The organism is Bacteroides sp. CAG:189, from assembly GCF_000432295.1.
GTDB lineage: Bacteria > Bacteroidota > Bacteroidia > Bacteroidales > Bacteroidaceae > Bacteroides > Bacteroides salyersiae.
The window spans coordinates 1-2,609 of sequence record NZ_HF991094.1 but is presented as its reverse complement, the minus strand read 5'-3'; the positions used below and the strand labels follow the sequence as shown (position 1 = coordinate 2,609).

At 47.4% G+C, this 2,609-nt stretch carries 2 protein-coding genes; both read right to left on the bottom strand.

The genetic code is table 11. The features are described 5' to 3' along the window. A partial coding sequence (locus QVP90_RS13320) for a TolB family protein (RefSeq protein WP_288204503.1) occupies positions 1-1,260 on the bottom strand: 1,260 nt, incomplete at its 3' end. A gap of 17 nt (positions 1,261-1,277) precedes the next feature. Next, the gene (locus tag QVP90_RS13315; RefSeq protein WP_007478255.1) at positions 1,278-2,423 is read right to left on the bottom strand and encodes a Rid family hydrolase; all 1,146 of its coding nucleotides are present in this window, start codon (positions 2,421-2,423) and stop codon (positions 1,278-1,280) included. Between the last annotated feature and the right edge of the window lie 186 nt (positions 2,424-2,609).

Below are 2,609 nucleotides of genomic sequence, written 5' to 3'. Positions count from 1 at the left end.
CGAGCTGAATACAATCCACCGGCCGTTGGACGACCAACTGTGGTAGCTCTCCACGTCCCGGCTATTCACCTCTTCCAACGGACGGACGCTTTTAGTCCGGAGATTCATCAGATAAAGATCGGCACTTTTGTGCCAAATATGAAAAGTGCCGTAATCGGCTTCTGTAAATAATAGGTAGTTGCCATCGGGAGACACACGCGGAAACGTAGCACTCCGCCCGCGCATAGCGGCGTTGTACACCGTATCGGGAGAACCGAAAGTCATCGTCTCCGCGTCGAAAGGAATTCTCATTATATTATATTTCAAGTCGCGGTATCTCATGCCCATCTCCGCCGACCGGTCCTTGCCGGACGGCCGGAAAAAAGCGGCGGCATAATACAGCATCCGCCCGTCCGGCGACCAGGAGGGAAAAGTTGCCAATGAATTCGAATCATTCAGTACCACCGTGAGCCGGTTGGAATCGACATCGTAAAGCACCAGACCGGAATAAGTATCTTGTACCTCTACCTTCTGCAAATCCTTAGAATGGAACAACTGCCCGGTTTTGTTGACAGAGTAGGCAATCAGATTCCGTACAGGATGCCAGGCCGGATAGACTCCGCCCGAAACGGTTTCCTCTGTTTTCAGGTTTACTTTCCGCAGTTTTCCTCCGGACGCTATCACCGTACCACCATAATCCCCCCTGCCGTGAAACTGCATATGATCTGTCCGGTAATTCTGGTAGGAATGGCAATTGATGCACTGTGATTTCCCTTTCCCTCCAAGCACTTGGTTGTTATAGATATCGCATTCGTCGAAGCTTGTCAAGTCGCGTTGCCTGATGGACAGTTCACCGTAAGTCACATACGAAGGCTCTATCAGGCGGTAAGAGAGATAGCCGTCAATGGGATTGGGAGAGACACTATTTTTGATAACCGGATATTTATACCAAATGCCCTGTTTTTTCAGATAGATTTCAAACTTAATCTCACTTCCCTTATTGGCATCCAGCAAAGAACGCCATAATTTGAGTTCAACCTTCACATCTCGGTCATAGCAATATAATTTCTCGCCACTGCTACCGCTGATACAAGTGAGATAATCATCCGCCTCCTCTTGTATACGGAAATTCAGCGGCGCTATATTACAAGGAATCACGGTGTCGCGATAATCGGGCTCTATCCGGATGGTGGTCATCATATCGACATACTGGTCCGGCACGGCTTCACGGCAACCGTTGAACAACATCAATAACAAAATGATATATACATATTTTTTCATATTATTCCTCCTCATTATCAGAAAGGTCTCAACATATCGTTCATATTAGGGCATACGGCCATACATTCCATTTCGATCAGCCAGCCGGGACGACATACAGGCGCCAATACATATACTGCCGGTACCTCCGGAAGCATGGACTCGATGAAAGGTTTGATAACCGGATAATCCGCCGGGTCGCGCAAATAAACAATCAGTTGGGCGAGGTCATCAAAATTCGCTCCCCCCTCACTCAACAAGCCGAGTATATTCATCAGCGCCCGTTTGGCCTGCGCCATCACATCCTGCGGATAGAGAATCTCGCCATGCTTGTCAATGCTGGCCGTACCGGATATAAAAATATGATTCCGATCGCCATAATTCACGATGCTACCCCGCTCAAAGGTCACCCCATAGTTACTGGTCGGACTGAGATATTCCAAAGCATGCAGATAATTCAATTGCCCCCGGGACATTCCCCGGATGGCATAAGCGTCCATATAAACCAAAGATTGCGGCAGGCGAAAACGCCCTTCGATTCCGGTACTGGCAATGTAATGAGTGTGTTCCGTAAGCCCTTCTTCATCGAATACCTCTTTACGGGCACGCACCATGCCGGCATAATGCGTATCGACTCCCTGCACATAGATCCATGTGCGTACCAGCTCATCGGCAAACGAAAGATTTCCCTGTTTCAAGGAGGTACGCAAATCGTTAAATAACTCGAGTGTCTGTGTATATTCACCAGTGTCTGCCGTACTATTCAAGCCAGTGTAATAATAATGTTCATAGCCCGAATGTTTCATAACGGTCAGGCCGTCAGCATCTTCCACCGTCGCATCTTCTACAAAATAGCACCAAAGCGCCACTTTGGCATAATCGAGCGGCGCCTGTCCGGTAATGGAAAGGGCACCCGGCAGGTCGTGTTTCAACAATTGCCACTGGTTAGCCGGATCGCTCATAAAATAGCGACGAAAGACTAAAGACATATTCTTGCCGGCAATGCCGTCGGCAGACAATATCCCGACAGCCGTTTCCAGATTTTTTATCTGTTCGGCCGCATTCAGTGAGGTATTCAGCGTGTGCAACATGGCATGGCATTCGGTTGAGCCTGTCTCCGTTCCGAAAAACGAAAGTTGCACTTCCACGGAAATGCTTTTCAATATTATGGTTCTGTATCTCATTGTATATAGCTGTTTTTTGTTGGTTTATGTTGTTCTTTTTATGGATTCTGATTTTATTTTTTAGGGGATAACTCATATTACTCTTTTCAATGGAGATTTCCGTTGCCGGACCTCCCTGTTTCAATCGGTCTTTATATCATTCACAAAAAAATAGTAGAACCAGAAGGTGTCACCGAACCGTTGTCG

Excerpts from the sequence above, each read along its gene's own strand:
- QVP90_RS13315 (WP_007478255.1), bottom strand. The coding sequence starts at position 2,423 with ATGAGATACAGAACCATAATATTGAAAAGCATTTCCGTGGAAGTGCAA.